Origin of the sequence: Inquilinus sp. 2KB_23, assembly GCF_052115705.1 — a bacterium.
GTDB classification, from domain to species: Bacteria; Pseudomonadota; Alphaproteobacteria; order DSM-16000; family Inquilinaceae; genus Inquilinus; species Inquilinus ginsengisoli_A.
In genome coordinates this window covers 236599-255779 of the sequence record NZ_JBFRHF010000003.1, presented here as the reverse complement: position 1 = coordinate 255779, position 19181 = coordinate 236599, and the positions used below count along the sequence as shown (strand labels likewise).

Sequence of the window (19181 nt, the reverse complement as noted above, 5' to 3'; positions counted from 1 at the left end):
TCATTGCGAGCGCAGCGAAGCAATCCATCGGGCCGCTCGTGCGGCGCTATGGATTGCTTCGTCGGCTTCGCCTCCTCGCAATGACGAAGAGGGAGGGCGCTCAGAGAGAGGCCCGGTACCCCTCACCCATTCCCCGCGGCGGGGGCGTCGGGGGCGGCGGCGAGGCGGCCGAGGGCCGCGTTGATCCGCCCCATCAGCGCCGCCTTCACCGCCCCGACATCGGATAGCGGAACCGGCGCGCTGACCGTCAGCTCCACCACCCTGGCTCCCGGCTTGGATAGGTCGACCAGCCGGGAGACGGCGACGCTGGGCTGTCCCCTTCGACTCGCTTGGGGGCAGCCGGACGGACGCGCCGGCCGCCCATGGCGAATGCATGCCGGCGCCCCCGAAATACTGAAGGCCCAAGAAAAACACGGCGAAGATCATCGAAATGCCACGAATCCTATTGAAACAATTGCCCGGTCGATGCAGTCCGACGGGACGGGGCTGGGGGAAGACGCCATGAATGCAGGTCGCTGGTCGCAGGTCTTGAGCCTGGTCGTCTTCCTCATGGTGCCGCAGGCCTGGGCGCAGCCCGCCGCGCTGCCCACCCGCCCGGATGCGGCGGCGACCATCGACCAGGACAAATTCCCCACCGCCGGCCAGCACGACACGCTGCTGCATGTGCTGCAGCCCGGCCGCTTCTCGATCCGCGTGCGCAGCCAGAGCGGCGTGGCGCTGCAGCTGGTCGACATGCTGACCGGCCCGTCCGAGCCGTCGGGCGAGGCCGGCGCCACCGACGGGCGGCTGGACGCGCTGCTGGATGTCGGCACCTACAAGCTGCGCCTGTTCGGCGCCAAGGCGGCCGAGGGGGAGGTCGCCCTGTCGGTGGCGCCGTTCAAGGACGACCAGCCGCCCAGCCTGCGGCCGCGCGACGGCGCGGTGGTGAGCGGCGAGCTGGCCGACCTGCAGCAGCGGTCCTACTGGTTGATGGTCGACGGCCCGGCGCCGCTGCGCCTGGAGGCCGCCGGCCGCGGCCTGGCCGATCTGCGCTTCTGGCTGAACGGCACAGACCTGGTGCCGCAGACCGGCCGGCTGCGCACCACCGAGCCGGTGGCGGGCCACCCGATGACCGACATCGTCTTCGAGGGCGCGCTGGAGCCCGGCGCCTATCTGGTCACCGCCTATGGCGGCCCCGCCGCGGTGTGGGCCGACGGCAAGACCGAGCAGCCCTTCCACATCCGCTTCGGCGCCTCCGACGCCCTGGCCGCCGGCTGGATCGGCGGCACCATCGGCCCGTTCGGCCGCGACCTGTACCGCATCGGCAATGCCGCCACGACCTACCGGCTGGACCTGCCGGCGGCCGCGCCGGCCGGCCTGCGCCTGTATGACGGCATCAACGCCCAATCCGGCGCCGGCATCGACCGCAAGAGCCGCGAGCCGACGGTGTCGCTGTCGGCGGGGGCGCAGAGCACCGGCGACCGCGTGCTGGAGGTGACCGGCGCCGCCGGCCAGGCCTTCCAGCTGCGCGCGATCGAGACCCCGGGCAGCCGCGAGCTGTCGCAGGCCGGGGATTGGTGGCTGTCCGCCCCGACCATCGGCTTCGGCGGCGACGAACTGCCCTCCACCCTGGCGGTGATCCGCTCCGACGGCGCCGACAAGCCCAGCATCACCGTCGCCAGCAACGCGCCGCAGATCGGGCCCGGCCTGGCCTGGCGCCAGCGCTTCAACCTGCGCGGCGCCAGCACGCTGCTGCTGCAGGTCACCGCGCCCGGCCCGGTCACGGTGCGCAGCGACGGCCCGACCATCAAGCCGGCGATCACCTATCCCAACGGGTCGCCCCTGCCCGCCCGCACCAACGGCGCGGCGCCGCAGGTGTGGGACCTGGCGGCCGGCTGGTACCTGCTGCGGCTGGACCCGGTGGACAGCGCCAGCGGCATCCTCGATCTCACCGTCGGGCCGCCGGGGGTGGTGCCGCCCGACCCAAAGCCGATCCAGCCGGCGGCGCCCGTGGTGGCCTTCGGGCGGCGCACCGTGGCGTCCGGCCAGACCTTCTACCTGGTCCAGAACGGCGGCCCCGGCACCTCGGCCGGGCTGTCGGCCCGGTCTTCGCCGCCCGACCTGGCGCAGGGGCCGCTGACCGTGACCCAGGCGGCGGGCGAGGCGGTCACCGTGCCGCTGCGCCACCCGGACGAGGGCACGCTGGTCGCCACCGTGGTCGGCGGCGGCGCCCTGGCGCTGCCGCAGCCCAAGCCGGCCGCCGACGGGTCGGTGACGCTGCAACTGCCGCCGCCCGACCAGCCGCGCAACACCATCCTGTCCTGGCGCCTGCCGGAGGCGCCGGTGGCGAACCCGGTGGTGACGCCGCTGCCGGCCCTGACCCGGCTGGAGGCGACCAAGCCGTTCTTCTTCGACCTCGGCCGCGACACCCAGCGCAGCTTCACCCTCGATGTCGCCGAGGGCGGGCTGTACCGGGTCGAGACGCTGGGCCGGCTGAGCACCACGGGGTCGATCGCCACCGCCTTCATCGCCTCGCTCGGCGACGCCGCGGCCAATGGCGCCGGCCAGAACATGCTGCTGCAGCAGTATCTGCGCGCCGGCCGCTACCGCGTCGCCGTCGGGTCGAAGGACACCGCTGGCCGCGTCGGCATCACCGCCCGCCCGACCCCGATGCTGGGCGGCGCCGCCCTGGTCCCGGCCGGCAGCGTGCGCGCCGCCCTGCCCGCCGGCAGCGGCATTCTGTTCCCGATCGAGATCCCGGCCGATGGCGACTACCGGCTGGAGATCCTGGGGCTGAACCGCAGCTTCACCGCCCGGCTGGAGGATGCCGAGGGCTGGCCGCTGCTGCCCGCCGGCGACCTGTCGGACCTGGAGCAGACCCTGGCCGCCGGCCGCTACCGCCTGATGATCCTGCCCGAGGCGGTCGACACCGAGGTGGTGGCCCGGCTGACCCGGATCGTGCCCGAGGTGGCGCTGGAAGGTCATGGCCCGCACCCCTTGCCCTTCGATGCCGAGCAGAGCTTCCAGTGGCGCGAGCCGGAAGGGCGCGGCGATCCCCGCACGCCCGACCAGTGGGACTTCGCCCTGGAGGGGCCGGCCAAGACCAGCCTGACCCTGGGCGAGGGCATGGTCGCCGACCTGCGCCGGCTGGACACGCCGGACGCGCCGCCGGTCGCCCGCTTCAGCAGCGCCGCCGCCTATGAGGCCGAGCTGCCGGCGGGTCACTATCGGGTCGAGGCCACCAGCCTGGGCCGCAACGACCGGCTGGACTACACCCTGGCGCTGCACACCGACGACCTGCAGCCGGACACGCCGCGCAACGTCGCGCTGCCGGCGACGGTGCCGTTCAGCATCGCCGCCGACCGGGTGGTCAGCCTGACCAGCTTCGGCGGCCTGGACGTCAAGGCCACGCTGCGCGACGCAGAGGGCCAGGTGCTGGGCCGCTTCGACGACCGCGACGGCGACTGGAACATCGCCGTGTCGCAATACCTGCCGGCCGGCCGCTACAGCCTCGACCTCGCCCAGGTCGAGGCGGCGACGACCACCAGCAGCGATGAATCCAGCGACAGCTCCGACGATTCCGAAAGCTCGGACTCCTTCGACAGTTCCGGCGACGGGTCGGGCCCCACCACCGAGCTGCGGCTGTCGCTGCCGCCCGACGACACCGCCGGCGCCGCCGCGGCGCCGACCGGCACGGCCGAGCTGAAGGGGCCGACCGTCCATCACCTCGCCATGCCGGCGGCCGCCACGGGCAGCCTGATGGTCGCCGCGGCCCATTCGACCGCCGAGCTGATGCTGGCGCTGGAGCGCCGGGGTCAGGACGGCGCCTGGACTAGCGTGGCGATCGACCGGGGCCTGGCCCCCGTGGTCGCGGTGCCGGCCGATGGCGACGACAGCCGGCCGTGGCGCCTGTCGACCTGGACCGTCGATGGCGGCGGCGAGGCCGTGCGGGTCGCCGCCCGGATCGTCACCGCCCAGCCGCAGAAGGCCGGATCGGTGGTGCTGGCCGCGGTGCCGCTGGACGGCCTGCCGCAGACCCTGGCCGCCGCGCTGGTGGCGACGCCGGGCGCCGGGCTGAGCCAGGTCGACGATGCGCCCGACGCCCTGTGGCAGGGCTCGGTCCCCGGGCGCGCCCTGCGCCCGCTCGGCGGCACCGTGCTGGCGCCGCAATCCGACCGGGTCTGGCTGCTCAGCCGGGCCGCGCCGACGGCCAAACTGGCATTGCAGCCGCTGGCCGCCGACCCGTCGAAGACCATCGTGCTGGACCTCGCCGCCGGCGAGACCGCGACGCTGCCGGCCGTGGCGCAGACCAACAAGCTGCGGGTGTGGCTGGCGCGATCAGGCGACGGCCAGCCCGGGCTGGAGGCCGGCTTCGGCATGGGCGTGGCCGATGGCGAGGCCATCGCCGCGGCCGAACCCGCCACGCCGCTGACCGTGCGCAACGCCGCCGGTGCCGGGGCGCTGCGGCTGGAGCTGACCGGGCTGGACGTGACCCTGGTCCCCGAGCGCCGCGCCGAGGCCGACCTGTCCGCGACCCTGGCCCCCGGCACGGTGCTGCCGGTGATCCTGCCCGCCGGGCCGAAGCGGCTGCGGCTGGACCTGCCGGCCGGCGTCGCCGCCCTCGCCCTGCGCCAGGACAACCGCGACGCCGTCACCGCCTGGGCCGGCGCCGCGCCGGCCAGCTGGTCGCTGGACAGCGACTGGACCGAGGTTTTGCTGATCAACACCGGGACGGTGCCGGCGCCGGTCGCGCTGTCGCAGATCCCGGGGCCCGCGCCGGCCTTCGACGGCATGCTGAAGCGCTTCTACGGCGCCGAGGGCATGGTGCTGCTGCAGCTGCCGGCCGACACCGGCCCCGGCCACCGCCTGGTCGTGGCTGGGGCCGCCGACGCCACCGTGATCGGCCGCGACGGCAAGGTCACCCGCGGCCACCGGATCCAGCTGACCGGGCCCGGAACCGTGGTGCTGCACCACGACGCCGGGCTGGTCGCGGTGTGGCGCGAGGCCAACGAGTACGGGCCGTGGCCGCAGCCGGAGCTGCAGGACGCGCCGCTGCCGGGAAGCCTGCCCCTGGCCGGCGAGGCCATGACCCTGCGGGTCCGGTCGGCCGCCCCCGCGCTGCTGACCGCCCGCACCACCGCGCCGGTGATCCTGGCCGCCGATGGCGACGAGCCGGTGCTGTACCCGGCTGGGGCCGAGTTCCACCGCTATCTCCAGGATGCGTCGCTGCTGCACCTGTTCTCGCCGCAGGATGGGCCGCTGTCGGGGTCGATCGAGCTGGTCGCCACGCCGATCGTGCCGCTGGCCGAAGGCGTCGGCGACCCCGTCACCGTCGCGTCCGGCGGCACCGGGCTGTTCGGCTTCACCGTCGAGAAGGACAGCGACATCGGCATCGGCATCCGCGCCGAACCCGACCGGGTGTCCGTGCGGCTGCTCGACGCCCAGGGCCAGCCGCTGGGCGACGGGGTGGTGCAGATGCGCCATCTGGCCCCTGGCCGCTACCTGGTCGAGGTGCGGGTGCCGCCCGACGCGCCGGCCAGCCTGGTGCGGCCGGCCGTGGTCGGGATCAAGGCCCGGCCGAGCGGACCGCCCGAGGACGTCATCCGTGACTATCTGGACCTGGCCGGGTTGGCCCCCGCCGCAAGCAGCGTGAGAGGCAAGTGATGCGCCCCCGTCATCCCTCGGCCCTTCCCCTGGCCCTCGCCCTTCTCGCCACCCTCGCCGTGCCGGCCCTGGCGCAGACCGCGCCGTCGCCGGCCGCGGCGCCGGTGCCGCTGGACCAGCTGCAGCGCGCCGACGGCGCCCAGGTGGTGCCGGAACGCTTCCTGCGCCGCTGGGACCCGATCACGGTGTTCTTCGACCGCGACACCGGCCCCCGCGCCGGCGGGCCGGAGGACAATCCCGCGAAATACGCCACGCTGTCGCCCGACCAGGCCGGCGCCTGGCAGTGGCTGGGCCCCCGTGTGCTGCAGTTCCGCCCGGCCGACCCGTGGGAGCCGCTGCGCCGCGTCACCGTCGCCTCCGCCGGCCGCAGCACCGAGCTGATCCCGCTGCTGCCGACCCCGGTCGCCACCAGCCCGGCCGACCAGCCGGACGGCATCGCCGACCTCGACACCATCGGCCTGACCTTCGCCGACCCGGTCGACGTCCAGGCCCTGACCCGCCTGCTGACCATCGAGCTGCGGCCCCTGCCCGGCTTTGACGGCCAGGGCAGCCAGCAGCTGACGGCGCAGGACTTCACGGTCAAGGCGCTGGAGCGGGCCGACCGCAGCGCCCAGCAGAGCTATGTCGTCACCCTGCGCCAGCCGATTCCCGACGGGCGGATGGCGATCCTGCGGCTGCGCCTGTCGGACGCCGCCGGGCTGGACGACCCGATCTTCGAGCTGCGACTGCGCAGCGCCGCGCCCTTCACCGTCACCGACACCGCCTGCGGCGGCAGCTTCCAGCAGGACCTGCAGGACGGCGTGCTGCGCTGCAGCCCGCCCCCCGCCTATGAGGGCGAGGAGGCGCAGCCGCCCGGGCCGCGCCGGCTGCATCTGCGCTTCTCCAGCGAGCCCGAGGCGCTGGACGTGGTCCGCGCCCGCGACGTGTTCCGCATCACCCCGGCGGTCGACGACCTGGCGCTGGAGCCCGACGGCCGCAACCTGACCCTGACCGGCCGCTTCCTGCCCGACACGGTCTACACCCTGCGGATCGACCCCGGCAGCGTGAAGGATGTGCGCGGCCGCGCCCTGTCCGGCGCCGCGACCTCCGCCCGCTTCGTGTTCCCGCCCGACCTGCCGGCGCTGGCCTGGGATGCCGGCCAGGGCATCAGCGAGCGGTTCGGCCCGCAGATGGTGCCGCTGCGCGGCCATGGCTATGACCGCGCCGACATCCGCATCCACCGCATCGACCCGCTGGGCCGCGACTTCTGGCCGTTCCCGCCGGAAGGGCTGACCACCGACGACGACACCGCGCCGCCTTTGGCCGGCAACGAGCCGTCGCCCTGGCGCGACGCGGCGCAGATCGACCGCGACGCCATGGCCGAGCGCATCGCCGCCCTCGGCTCTCCCGCCGTGTCCGAGCTGGTGCCCCTGCCCTCGCTGCGCGGCGGCGTGTCGGCCAAGTTCGGCCTCGACCTCAAGCCGCTCTTGCAGAAGATCGCCGGCGCCAACCAGCCCGGCACCTATCTGGTCGGGCTGCGGCCGATGGATGGCGGCAGCCGGCGCTGGCTGCGGCTGCAGGTCACCGACCTGACCCTGTCGACGGTGGAGGAGCCGCAGCGCATCCGCTTCGCCGTCACCTCGCTGAACACCGCCAAGCCGGTCGAGGGCGCCGAGGTCCGGCTGGAGGGCGTGCGCGACGACGCCTTCGTCACCCTGCAGCGCGGCGTCACCCAGGCCGATGGCAGCTTCGTGTGGACGCCGAAGGGCGTCTACGCCCAGGAGCCGGAGATCCGCCGCATCGTCGTGACCAAGGGCACCGACACGCTGGTGCTGGAGCCCGACCAGGGGCCGGAGGAATACGCCCAGGAGATCTGGACCAAGCCGGAGGAGCCCTGGCTGGCCTGGGGCTTCGGCGACGTCTCGGCGCGGCGCGAGCAGGCGCAGACCCTGTGCCATGTCTTCACCGAGCGGCCGATCTACCGGCCGGAGGAGGCGGTCGAGATCCGCGGCTTCGTCCGCTCCTATCTCGGCGGCGCCCTGTCCTTTGCCGGCGGCAAGGGCGAGGCGGTGATCAACGGGCCGGACGACCAGGAATGGCGCCTGCCGGTGACGCTGGACGCCAATGGCGGCTTCTACCAGCGCTTCGACGAGACCACCGAGGCGACGGGCGACTACAGCGTCCGCTTCGTCGATGAGGACGGCACCGAATGCGGCCAGGTGGCCTTCAAGAAGGAGGCCTATAAGCTGCCGACCTTCGAGGTGCTGCTGAACGGCCCGGATGCAGCACCCCTCGACAGCCAGATCCAGGTCTCGCTGCTGGCCCGCTACTTCGCCGGCGGCCTGCTGGCCGACCGCCCGATCAAGTGGCGGGTGACCCAGTTCCCCTACAGCTGGACCCCGCCGGGCCGCGAGGGCTTCCAGTTCTCCAGCGATTCCCGCTTCTCCGGCGAGCATGAGTTCCGCTCGACCCCGGTGCTGCAGCAGGACGGCAAGACCGATGCCGGCGGGTCGGCCCAGATCACCCTGGACCCGACCATCGAGCCGACCGCCCAGCCCCGCCGCTACGTGGTCGAGGCCACGGTCACCGGCGACGACGACATGCAGATCCGCAGCACCCAGCATGTGGTGGCGCTGCCGCCCTTCACCCTGGGGCTGAAGGTGCCGCGCTACCTGCCCAAGGCGGATGCGATCGACCCGGAGATCCTGGCGGTCGACGCCGCGGGCAAGCCGCTGGCCGGCGTCGAGATGACGGTCAAGCTGATCCACCGCAACTGGAACGCGGTGCTGCAGGCCAGCGACTTCAGCCAGGGATCGGCGAAATACGTCACCCAGGTCATCGACGACACCGTCGAGGAGCGCCGCGTCACCTCCACCGCCGACGTCCAGAAACTGCACTTCGCCCTGCCGGAGGCCGGGGTCTACATCGTCTCGATCGAGGCCGCCGACAAGATCGGCCGCGCCCAGTCGGTCAAGGTCGACCTGTTCGCCGCCGGCGACACGCCGGTGACCTGGTCGCGGCCGCCGGGGCAGAACGTCACCGTCACCAGCGACAAGGATGCCTACGCCCCGGGCGAGACCGCGACGCTGGTGATCGAGAGCCCGTTCCAGACCGCCCGCGCCCTGGCCGTGGTGGAGGAGCCGGAGGGCCAGTTCCGCTACGACTGGGTCGACATCACCAACGGCTTCGGCCGCTACACCGTGCCGATCCGCAAGCAGCAGCTGCCCCGGCTGGCGGTGAACTTCCTGGTCATGCGCGGGCGGCTGCCCGGGCCGGAGCAGGCCGCCACCGCGCCGTTCGACCAGGGCAAGCCGGTGACGCTGGCGACCACCGCCTGGGTCAAGGTGACCCCGGTGGAGAACCAGGTCGCGGTGACGCTGGACGCCCCGCCCAGCGCCCGGCCGGCGCAGGAGATCGAGGTCACGCTGCATCTGGCCGACCTGAAGGGCAAGCCGCTGTCGGGCGAGGCCACCTTCTGGATGGTCGACCAGGCGGTGCTGTCCCTGGCCAGGGAACAGCCGCTGGACCCGCTGCCCAAGTTCATCGTCGCCCGCATGGCGAAGATGGCGGCGCGCGACACCCGCAACATGGCGTTCGGCGTGATCCCGCTGGAGGAGGTGCCCGGCGGCGACGAGGCGACCGATGAATGGGGGGTGGAGAACATCTCCGTCCGCCGCAACTTCAACCCGGTGCCGATCTACCTGCCGCATGTCCAGGTCGGGCCGGACGGCACCGCCAAGGTCAAGGTCAAGCTGCCGGACACGCTGACCGTCTACAAGCTGCGCGCCGTGGTCACCAGCGGCGCCGACCGCTTCGGCTTCGGCGTCGGCGAGGTCAAGGTGCGCCAGCCGATCGTGGCCCAGCCGGCCCTGCCCCGCTTCGTGCGGCCGGGCGACAGCTTCGACGCCGGGCTGATCGGCCGCGTGGTCGAAGGCCCCGGCGGATCCGGCCGAGCGGGCATCAGCGTCGACGGGCTGACCGTCCAGGGGTCGAAGGACCGCGCCTTCGCCTGGGACGGCGCCCACCCGGCGCGGATCACCTTCCCGGTCTCGGTGCCCGACCCGGCGCCGGGCCAGGACACGGCCAAGCTGCGCCTGCTGCTGCAGCGCGACGCCGACAAGGCCGGCGACGCGGTCGAGATCGCGCTGCCGATCCGGCCCGACCGGCCGCCGCTGCGCCAGCGCCGCATCGTCGAGCTGGCGCCCGGCGCCCGGCAGGACCTGCTGACCGAACCCGGCGACGTCCGCCCCGGCTCCTACTCCGCCTCGGTGGTGCTGGCGGGCGACCCGGCGCTGGTGCGGCTGGTCGCCGGCCTCAACGCCCTGGCCGACTATCCCTTCGGCTGCACCGAGCAGGTGATCGGCCTGTCCTCGGCCGAGCTGGCGCTGAAGCCGTTCGACCCGATCCTGGCCGCGGCCGGGCTGAGCGACCGCGTCTCCGCCGACGTCCAGAAGACCATCCTGACCATCGGCCGCAACACCGACGACGACGGCCTGGTGGGCTTCTGGCCGAAGTCGCGCGGGTCGGTGATCCTGACCGCCTACGCCTATTACTTCCTGGTCCAGGCGACCCAGGCCGGCGAGACCGTCGACCCGGCGCTGAAGGACCGGCTGGCCCAGGTGCTGAAGCAGGCGCTGCGGTCGGATTATCCCCGCTTCCTCTATGGCGAGGAGATCCGCGAGCGGGTCGCCGCCCTGGCCGCGCTGGCCGCGGGCGGGGATGTGGACCCGGCCTATGTGGCGGAGCTGAGCCGCCGCGCGGCGCTGCTGCCGCTGGAATCGCTGGCCCAGGTGACGGCGATCGTCGCCGCCGCGCCGGATGCCGATCCGCGCCAGGTCTCGGCCCTGCTGGACCAGGTCAAGGCCAATGTCCGGCTGCTGTCGCGCGACGGCAAGCCGGTCTATGCCGGGCTGCAGGACCGCCCGGCGGACCCGATGATCCTGCCGTCGGAGACCCGCACCCTGTCGGAGGTGATGCTGGCGGTCACCCGCGCCGCGCCGGAGGACCCGCTGCTGGGCCTGCTGCGCACCGGGCTGATCGGCCTCGGCGACGGCTCTGGCTGGGGCAGCACCAATGCCGATGCGGCGGCGCTGCGCGCCCTCGCCGCGGCCTGGGTGGCGCCGAGCGGGTCGGTGCCGGTGGCGGCCTCGCTGCCCGGGGGCGAGCAGTCCGGCACGCTGGAGGCCGAGACCCCGGTGCTGCGCTGGACCACCGACCAGGGCGGGCCGATCGGCGTGGTCAACCATGGCGGCCAGACCGTGGTGGCGCTGGGCGACAGCCGCTGGCTGCCCAAGGCCCCGGGATCGGCGGCGACCGCGGTGCAGGATGGCTTCGTGCTGTCGCGCCAGCTGTACCGCGTGCCGGCCGACGGCCCGCTGGAACGGCTGGATCCGGGCGGGGACGGCGCCATCCATGTCTCCGCCGGCGACGTGGTCGAGGAGGTGGCCGAGTTGATCAACCCGGAGGCGCGGACCCAGGTCGCCATCCGGCTGCCGATCGCGGCCGGCTTCGAGCCGCTGAACCCCAACCTGGCGACCGCGCCGGCGGAAGCAGCACCTTCGGCCGGGCCGTCGGCGCCGCCGAGCTATTCCAGCTATGGCGACGACGAGGTCCGGGTGTTCTACGACCGGCTGGACAAGGGCACCCTGACCCTGCGCTTCCGCCTGCGGGCGCAGGTGGCGGGCAGCTTCATCCAGCCGCCGGGCGAGGCCGAGATGATGTACCGGGCGGGTGTTTATGGGGCCAGCGCCGGCGCCCGTGTCGTCGTCAGCCCGTGAGTCATGGATGATGGCGGCCGCCACGCCCCTCAAAAATAGTCCCCCCTCCCCGAGGGGGTTAGGGGGAGGGGTCTGCGCGCGTCGGCGCGCGAATGGGCGGGGCTCCGCGTCCACCATCCAGACAGGCTTGTGGCGAGCGATCGCCGGTTCTCGCGGAGAGAACCCCCTCCCCCTACCCCCCTCCCGCAGGGGGAGGGGGGACAAGATGGTGGGGCGGGTTTAGATGGCCGCCCCCGCACCACCAACCCCGCCCCGCCGCCCCTGGCGGCGGCGGATCGGCTGGGCCGCGCTGGCCCTGGTCGTCGCCGTCTCCGGCCTGTTCGCCATGCAGGTGGCGCAGCGGGCGCATCTCGAGGCGCCGGCGCCGACCCCGATCCTCTACGACCGGCAAGGCCGGTTCGTCGCCCAGATCGGGCATGAGGAGCGCACCGAGGACGGCCGGCGCTTCGTCGACTACGGCTACTGGACCGTCGACCCCCTGCCCGACCGCGTGGTGCGCGCCACCCTGGCGCTGGAGGACCGGCGGTTCTGGGACCATCCCGGCGTCGACCCCCGCGCCGTCGCCCGCGCCCTGTGGCAGAACATCGAGGGCGGCCGGGTGCGGTCCGGCGCCTCGACCATCGCCATGCAGATCGCCCGGATGCAGGAGCCGCGGTCGCGCACCCTGTGGGCCAAGGCGGTGGAGGCCGGCACCGCGCTGGTGCTGACCCAGCGCTATGACCGCAGGACGCTGCTGGCCCACTACCTGCGCCTGGTGCCCTACGGCAATGGCAGCCACGGCATCGCCCATGCCGCGCGCTGGTATTTCGACAAGCCGGTGGCGGATCTGAGCTGGGCCGAGATCGCCCTGCTCTCTGCCATCCCGCAGGCGCCGGGCACGATGAATCCACGCCGCCCGCTGGGCCTGGCCAAGGCCAAGCAGCGCGGCCAGCGGGCGCTGGACGAGCTGGCGCAGCAAGGCGTGATCGGCCCCGAGGAGCTGAGCCTGGCCACCGCCCAGCTGGCCGATCTGCGCCTGCCGCCGACGCCGCGCCGGCCCGATGCGGTGCCCGCCATCCTGCGGCTGCGCCAGATGATCGCGCGCGACGGCGCCGAGGCGCTGGACCCGACCGATCCGCGGCTGCGCACCACGCTCGATCTCGATATCCAGGAGACGGTGACCGCGGCGGCCCGGCGGCAGCTGCGGGCGCTCAGCCCGATGGGGGCGCAGCAGGTGGCGGTGATCGTCGCCCGGCGCGACACCCGCGAGGTGCTGGCCGATGTCGGTAGCGCCCGCTACGGCGGCGCCAACGGCGGGTCGATCGACTTCAGCCGCACCATCCGGTCGCCCGGCAGCACGCTGAAGCCCTTCGTCTACGCCCTGGCGATGCAGCGCGCGCTGTTGTCCCCGACCGACGTGATGGCCGACATGCCCGAGGGCGCGTCCGGCATCTCCAACGCCGACCGCAGCTTCCTCGGGCCGGTGCTGCCGCGCCAGGCGCTGGCCAATTCGCGCAACATCCCGGCCACCAACCTGCTGCGCCGGGTGGGGCTGGACAGCGGCTTCCGCTTCTTCCGCGACCTCGGGCTGCACGACCTGGACGTCCCGGCCGAGAATTTCGGCCTGTCGATGGCGATCGGGTCGCTGCCGACCAGCCTGGACAAGCTGCTGCGGGCCTATGGCGCCCTGGCCGATGACGGGATCCTGCGCGACCTCAGCTGGTATCGCGGCCAGGCCCAGGCGGCGCCGCGCCGGGTGCTGTCGCCCGACATCGCCCGGCTGGTCACGCTGTTCCTGTCCGACCCGATGGCCCGGCTGCCCAGCTTCCCGCGCTACGGCACCACCGAATTCCCCTTCCCGGTGGCGCTGAAGACCGGCACGTCCCAAGGGTACCGCGACGCCTGGGTGGTGGCCTGGTCGCAGGACTACATGGTCGGGGTCTGGTTCGGCCGGCCGGATGCCGGGACCATGCGCCAGGTCGCCGGCGCCGGCTCCGCCGCCAAGCTGGCGCAGGACGTGCTGCTGGGCCTGCACGGCGCCCGGCCGGGCGACCTGCTGGACGCCAGCTTTCCGGTGCCGCGGGCCTACAAGCCGGTCGAGCTGTGCGTCCCGGCCGGCGGCCCCGCCCCCGCCTTCTGCCGCCAGCGCCTGGTCGAATGGGTGAAGGCGGATGCGGCCGCGCCGGCGCTGATCCCGGCCGTGGCCCAGCCCCAGGCCGGCGGCCCCGGCATCGGCTCCGCCGAGCCGCCGCGCCTGTCGATCACCATGCCGGAGCAGAACGCCCGGATCTGGCGCAACCCGGAGATGCCGCCGGCGCTCGACCGCCTGGCCCTGAAGGCCTCGGCGCCCGGGGTCTCGCAGATCGTGTGGTATGTCGACGGCCTGCCCTTCCGCACGGCGCGCGGGGACGAGACGGTCTACTGGCCGCTGTCCCCCGGCGCCCACCGCTTCCAGATCCGCCTGCCGCTGCAGGACGGCGAGTCACGGCCGGTGCGGATCGTGGTGGAATAGGCCGAGAGGGCGTTCTCTCTTTTGTCATGCCACGGCTTGACCGTGGCATCCAGGGGCGGCCAGAGCGGTTCTTGATGGCCCCTGGATTGCCCGGTCAAGCCGGGCAATGACAGTGAAGGGGGCGGGGGCGAGCCCCCTACCCATCCACCCGAACCACGATCTTGCCGAATGGTCCGCGGTCGAGATGGTCGAGCGCGGCCGGCAGGTCGGTGAAGGCGTATTCGGCGTCGATCACCGGGGCCAGGCCGGTGCCGTCGACGGCGCGGACCAGGTCCTCCAGCCCCCGCCGGTGGCCGACCGAGATCCCCTGGATCACCGCCTGCTTCATCATCACGGGCACGGTCGGGGCGGTGAAGTTGAGCCCGTCCAGCAGCCCGATCAGGGCGACGCGGCCGCCCTGGGCCAGCGCCTCCGCCGTCTGCGCCATGTTGGCGCCACCCACCAGCTCGAGCACATGGTCGGCGCCGCGGCCGCCGGTCACCTCGCGCACCACCCGCCCCCAGTCGGGTGTGGCGTGACGGTCGATGCCGTGGGTCGCGCCCAGGACCCGCGCCCGCTCCAGCTTGGCAGGGTCGCCGGAGATCGCGATCGCCTCGGCGCCATGGGCGCGGGCGATCTGCACGCCGAACAGCGCCACCCCGCCGGTGCCCTGCGCCACCACGGTCTGGCCGGCCTTCAGGCCGCCGGTCTCGACCAGCGCGAACCAGGCGGTCAGCCCGGCGCAGGGCAGCGTGCTGGCGGCCGCGTCATCCAGTCGGCGCGGCGCTGCCACCGCCCAATCCTGCGGCAGCACCAGATATTCCGACAGCACGCCCGGCAGCGGCCCGCCCAGCGCCGCCCGCGGACCGCTGGCGAGGCCATCGATCCAGCCCGGCCAGAAGGTGCCGAGCACGCGGTCGCCGGTGGCGAAGCGGGACACGCCGGCGCCGGCCTCGACCACCGTCCCGGCCATGTCCGAGCCGGGTGTGAGCGGAAAGTCCAGCGTCATGCCCATGCCGCTCTCGACCACCAGCTTGTCGCGGTGGTTCAGCGACACCGCCCCGACCTTGACCAGGATCTCGCCCGGCCCCGGCCGCGGGATCGCCGCGTCGACCAGGCTCAGGCCGTCGCGTCCCAGCCGGGACATCTGCCACCGTTTCATGCTCGTGCTCGTCAGGTTCTTGCCTGACCCAAATCGGGCCGCTTCAACCATAGGCGAGGCATTTTCTCTCCAGTGCTGCCGATATTTCCCATTACTGTGGAATGGAACGAACCAATCGAGCCCTGCGATGATCGATCGCCTCAACGGCATCAGCCTCTTCGTCCAGGTGGCGGAGGCCGGCAGCTTCGCCCTGGCGGCGGAGCGCGTCGGCCTGTCCCGCTCCGCGGTCGGCAAGAGCATCGCACGGCTGGAGGACCGGCTGGGCACCCGCCTGTTCCACCGCACCACCCGCAGCCAGAGCCTGACCGAGGCCGGCCAGGCCTATTTCGAGCGCTGCCGGCGCGTGCTGGCCGAACTGGAGACGGCGGAAGCCGACATCGACACCGGCCGTGCGACGCCGGCGGGCCGGCTGAAGGTCACGGCGCCGCTGCTGGTCGGCCGCCATTGCGTCGCGCCGGTTCTGCTCGACCTGGTTCGCCAGCACCCGACTCTGCAGCTGGAGCTGTCCTTCACCGACCGCCCGGCCGATCTGGTGGAGGACGGCATCGACCTCGCGGTCCGCACCGGCCCGTTGCCGGACGTCGCCGGCCTGGCGGCGCGGCGGGTCGGGCGCATGGCCATGGCGGTCTGCGCCGCCCCTGCCTATCTGGACCGGCACGGGACGCCGAGCAGTCTGGAGGACTTGGCCGCCCATGAGCTTCTGGTCTATGGCCGGGCGGGACGGCTCGCGGCCTGGCGCTTTCCCGAGCCGGACGGGCAGATGCGGGACCTGGCGCTGGACGGCCGGGTCCGCTTCGACGACCTGGAGGCGATCGCCGACGCCGCGGCCGGCGGCGCCGGGATCACCTGGCTGCCGTACTGGCAGATCGCCGACCGGCTGTGGGACGGCACCCTGGTGCAGCTGTTCGCGGACCGCCCGGGCTTCGTCTTCGATGTCCATGCCCTGTGGCCGCAGAGCCGGCACCTGCCGTCGAAGACCCGCGCGGCCATCGACGCGCTGGCGGCCCGGCTGCCCGCGATGCTGGACGCCGGGCCGGCCTGAGCGGTCACGCCCTGGTTGGATCGGGGGCCGGGCTCGGTGCCGGATGCGGTTCCGGCGCGGCCTCGGTTTGATGCTTCGCCGCGATCAGCATGTAGACCGCCGGCACCACGAACAGGGTGAACAGCGTGCCGATGGCCAGGCCGCTGGCGATGACCAGCCCCATGTTGAAGCGCGACACCGCCCCGGCCCCGGACGCCATGATGAGCGGCACCACGCCCAGCACCATGGCGCCGGTGGTCATCAGGATCGGGCGCAGCCGGATGGCGGCGGCGCCTTCGATCGCCTCGCGCTTGGTCTTGCCCGCCTTCTGCAGGCCGTTGGCGACCTCGACGATCAGGATGCCGTGCTTGGAGATCAGCCCCATCAGCGTCACCAGCCCGACCTCGGTGTAGATGTTCATGGTGGCGCCGCCGACGCCGACGCTGATGAAGGCCAGCGCGCCGGCGATCGACATCGGCACCGAGACCAGGATGATCAGCGGGTCGCGGAAGCTGTTGAACTGGGCCGCCAGCGCCAGGAAGATGATGATCAGCGCCAGGGCGAACATCTGCACGATGCCGCTGGATTCCTGGACGGTCTGCCGCGACAGGCCGCCGTAATCCACCGAATAGCCCTGCGGCAGCGTCTGGGCGGCCAGAGTCTGCAGCGTGGCCAGGGCGGTGCCCTGGTCGACGCCCGGGGCCGCGACGCCCTGGATGGTCGCCGAGTTGAGCTGCTGGAAATGGGCGATCGAGCGCGGCGCCGCCTCCGACTTGATGGTGGCGATGGCCGAGAGCGGGATCTGGGTGCCGTTCACCACCGCGATCGGGTAGTCCAGGATCTGGGCGCTGTTGAGGCGCGAGCGCTGCTGCACCTGCGGGATCACCTGGTAGGACCGGCCGTCGATGCTGAAGTAATTGACGAACCCACCGCCCAGGATGGTGGCCAGCGCGTTGCCGACATCGCTCATGGTCAGGTTCAGCTGGGCCGCCTTGTCGCGGTCGATCACGATCGCGTCCTGCGGCTTGTCGATCTGCAGGTCCTTGTTCAGGAAGATGAACTGGCCGGACTTCAGGGCCGCCTGCAGGAAAGCGTCGGAGACCTCGTTCAGCTCCTCGAACCCATTGGTGGTGCCGATCACGAACTGGATCGGCAGGCCGTTGCTGCCCGGCAGCGGCGGCAGCTGGAACGCCACGCTCTGGGACGCGGCGATCTTGCCGACATCCGCCTGCAGCAGGGGCTGCAGCACGGCGGCGTTCCGGGTCCGCTGGTCCCAGGGCTTGAACACCTCGATCGCGATCGAGGTCGAGGGGGCATCGATGGTGAGGGTGTGGTCGACCTCGGGATAGGTCCGCATCGCGGCGGCGACCTGGGCGGAGTTCGCGACCTTCTGCTCCAGCGTCGCCTGCGGCGGGTTGGTGGTCGACACCAGCACGGCGCCCTGGTCCTCGCTCGGCGCCAGCTCGCTCTGCGCCCCGGCATAGAGGAAGTAGATGCTGCCCAGCACGATGGCGGCGAAGACCAGCGTCACCGGCACCGTGTTCAGGCTGCCGTGCAGCAGGTATTTGTAGGGGCGCAGCAGCTCGTTGAAGCGCCGGTCGATGAAGTCCTGCAGCCGCTCCTCCCAGCCGCTGCGGTCCGCCAGATGGGCCTTCAGGATGCGCGAGCACATCATCGGCGTCAGGGTCAGCGCGATGATCATCGACACGGTGACGGCGCCGACCAGGGTGAAGGCGAATTCGGTGAACAGCGCGCCGGTCAGGCCGCCCTGGAAGCCGATCGGGACATAGACCGCGACCAGCACGATGGTCATGGCGATGATCGGCCCGACCAGCTCATGCGCGGCGTCGAGCGCCGCCTGCATGGGTTTCGCCCCCTCCTCGATGTGCCGGTTGACGTTCTCGACCACGATGATCGCGTCGTCGACCACCAGCCCGATCGCCAGCACCAGCGCCAGCAGGGTCAAGAGGTTGATGGAGAAGCCGAACACCAGCATCATCGCGAAGGTGCCGACCAGCGACAGCGGGATCGCCACGATCGGGATGAACACCGAGCGCGGCGAGCCGAGGAAGGCGAAGACCACGAAGATCACGATCGCCAGCGCCTCGACCAGGCTGGTCACGACCTCGGTGATCGAGCTGCTGACGAAGGCGCTGGAATCGTAGATCACCGCGGCGTTCAGACCGTTCGGCAGCTGGGCCTTGATCGCCGGCATCGCGGCGTTCACGCCGGCGACGACGTCGAGCAGGTTCGCGGTCGGCGCCACCTGGATGCCCATGAACACGCCGGGCTTGCCGTCGAAGCTGGACTGGCTTTCGTAGTCCTGGGCGCCGAGCACGACATTGCCGACATCCTTCAGCCGGATCACCGCGCCGTTCACCTGCTTGACCACGAGGTTCCGGAACTGCTCGACATCGTGCAGGTCCGTGGTCGCGGTCAGCGTGATCTGGGTCATCGTCCCCTTGGTGTTGCCGACGCCCGAGATGAAGTTGTTGGCGTTCAGCGCGGTGTTGACGTCGGCGGCGGTCAACCCGTAGGAGGCGAGCTTGTCGGGGTCGAGCCAGACCCGCAGCGCGAAGATCTTGGGGCCCAGGATCTCCGCGGTCTGCACCCCCTGCACCGCCTGCAGCTTGGGCTGCACCACGCGGGTGAGGTAGTCGGTGATCTGGTTCGCCGCCAGCAGGTCGCTGTTGAAGCCGATATACATGGCGTCGATGGTCTGCCCGACCGCCAGGGTGATGGTCGGCTGCTGCGCCGCGGGCGGCAGCTGGTTGATGACCGAATTGACCTTGGTGTTGATCTCGGTCACCGCCGCGTCGGAATTGTAGTTCAGCAGCAGGTTGACGGTGATGATCGAGGTGCCGCTGGTGCTGGTCGACGTCATGTAGTCGATGCCGTTCGCCTGGGAGATGGCGTTTTCCAGCGGCGTGGTGATGAAGCCGGCCACCACGTCGGGGTCGGCGCCGAAATAGGTGGTGGTGACGGTCACCACCGCATTCTCGGTCTTGGGGTACTGGCGGATGGCGAGTGAGTTGAAGGACTGGTAGCCGATCACCACGATCAGCAGGCTGACCACCAGCGACAGCACCGGGCGCCGGATGAAGATCTCGGTGATGTTCATGGCGCGCG

The 19181-nt window shown here is 72.4% G+C and carries 7 protein-coding genes; 4 read left to right on the top strand and 3 right to left on the bottom strand.

Annotated elements, in window-relative coordinates; genetic code table 11:
• Positions 1-122 precede the first annotated feature (122 nt).
• Positions 123-260 carry a hypothetical protein gene (locus tag AB4112_RS05355; RefSeq protein WP_441717589.1) on the bottom strand — a complete coding sequence of 46 codons (138 nt, stop codon included), beginning with the start codon at positions 258-260 and terminating at the stop codon, positions 123-125.
• Positions 261-501: 241 nt separating this feature from the next.
• Here AB4112_RS05355 and AB4112_RS05350 point away from each other — a divergent pair, with 241 nt between their 5' ends.
• From AB4112_RS05350 to AB4112_RS05340, 3 genes are all read left to right on the top strand, one after another.
• A complete protein-coding gene (locus AB4112_RS05350) occupies positions 502-5643 on the top strand; it encodes a hypothetical protein (protein WP_441717587.1) in 5142 nt (1713 codons plus the stop codon).
• A complete protein-coding gene (locus AB4112_RS05345; protein ID WP_441717585.1) occupies positions 5643-11399 on the top strand; it encodes an alpha-2-macroglobulin in 5757 nt (1918 codons plus the stop codon). Before AB4112_RS05350 ends, AB4112_RS05345 begins: the two co-directional genes overlap by 1 nt.
• 223 nt (positions 11400-11622) lie before the next feature.
• Positions 11623-13890, top strand: a complete 2268-nt coding sequence (locus tag AB4112_RS05340) for a transglycosylase domain-containing protein (protein WP_441717583.1) — start codon at positions 11623-11625, stop codon at positions 13888-13890.
• 136 nt (positions 13891-14026) lie between these two features.
• Here the strand turns inward: AB4112_RS05340 and AB4112_RS05335 are convergent, their stop codons facing one another.
• Positions 14027-15031, bottom strand: coding sequence for a zinc-dependent alcohol dehydrogenase family protein (locus AB4112_RS05335; RefSeq protein WP_441717581.1), 1005 nt, complete (start codon positions 15029-15031; stop codon positions 14027-14029).
• Positions 15032-15158: 127 nt separating this feature from the next.
• On the opposite strand from AB4112_RS05335, the gene AB4112_RS05330 reads away from it, so the two are divergent.
• Positions 15159-16073 carry a LysR family transcriptional regulator gene (locus tag AB4112_RS05330; RefSeq protein ID WP_441717579.1) on the top strand — a complete coding sequence of 305 codons (915 nt, stop codon included), beginning with the start codon at positions 15159-15161 and terminating at the stop codon, positions 16071-16073.
• A 4-nt stretch (positions 16074-16077) separates the two neighbouring features.
• Here the strand turns inward: AB4112_RS05330 and AB4112_RS05325 are convergent, their stop codons facing one another.
• Entirely contained in the window at positions 16078-19173 is a 3096-nt protein-coding gene (locus tag AB4112_RS05325) for an efflux RND transporter permease subunit (protein ID WP_441717577.1), read from the bottom strand.
• Between the last annotated feature and the right edge of the window lie 8 nt (positions 19174-19181).